This window comes from Psychromarinibacter sediminicola (assembly GCF_029168335.1).
GTDB lineage: Bacteria > Pseudomonadota > Alphaproteobacteria > Rhodobacterales > Rhodobacteraceae > Psychromarinibacter > Psychromarinibacter sediminicola.
The window spans coordinates 1-445 of record NZ_JARGYC010000241.1; the positions used below are offsets into that span (position 1 = coordinate 1).

Below are 445 nucleotides of genomic sequence, written 5' to 3' on the forward strand. Positions count from 1 at the left end.
TCATGTCGGTGGCACCGCAGGCGAGGTAGACCCGGACCCCGGTTCCCGGCCCGATCACGCCGTCTCCACCGCCCGGATCAACCGGGTCAGCGCCTCTTCATCGATGCCGCTGTCGAACCTCAGACAGCGACCGTTGCTCAGCCGCAGCTCGATCGGAACTGACCGCGCCGGCGTGGAGGCGCTTGCCGGCTCCCGGCACGAACCGAAATCCACTGGCAGGAAAACGGCCCCGCGATCCGGCGACCATAGGCCCTTCTCCTTCAGTTCACGCCGCCAGCCGTAGATCTGGGAGCGCGTGATCTCGTGGCGCTGTGCGACCTGTGTCATCGAAGCACCGCGGACACCCACCTCCGACAGGATCTCGAGCTTCTCGTCCTCGCTCCAACGCCGGCGCCGTTCAACGCCCAGAACCTCGCCCAGCATGGCTCCTCCGAATAAGACACGT

At 66.3% G+C, this 445-nt stretch carries 1 protein-coding gene; it reads right to left on the reverse strand.

Annotated features, from left to right (window positions below; genetic code table 11):
• Positions 1-54: 54 nt before the first annotated feature.
• A partial coding sequence (tnpA, locus tag P1J78_RS25185; RefSeq protein WP_275570108.1) for an IS66-like element accessory protein TnpA occupies positions 55-445 on the reverse strand: 391 nt, incomplete at its 5' end.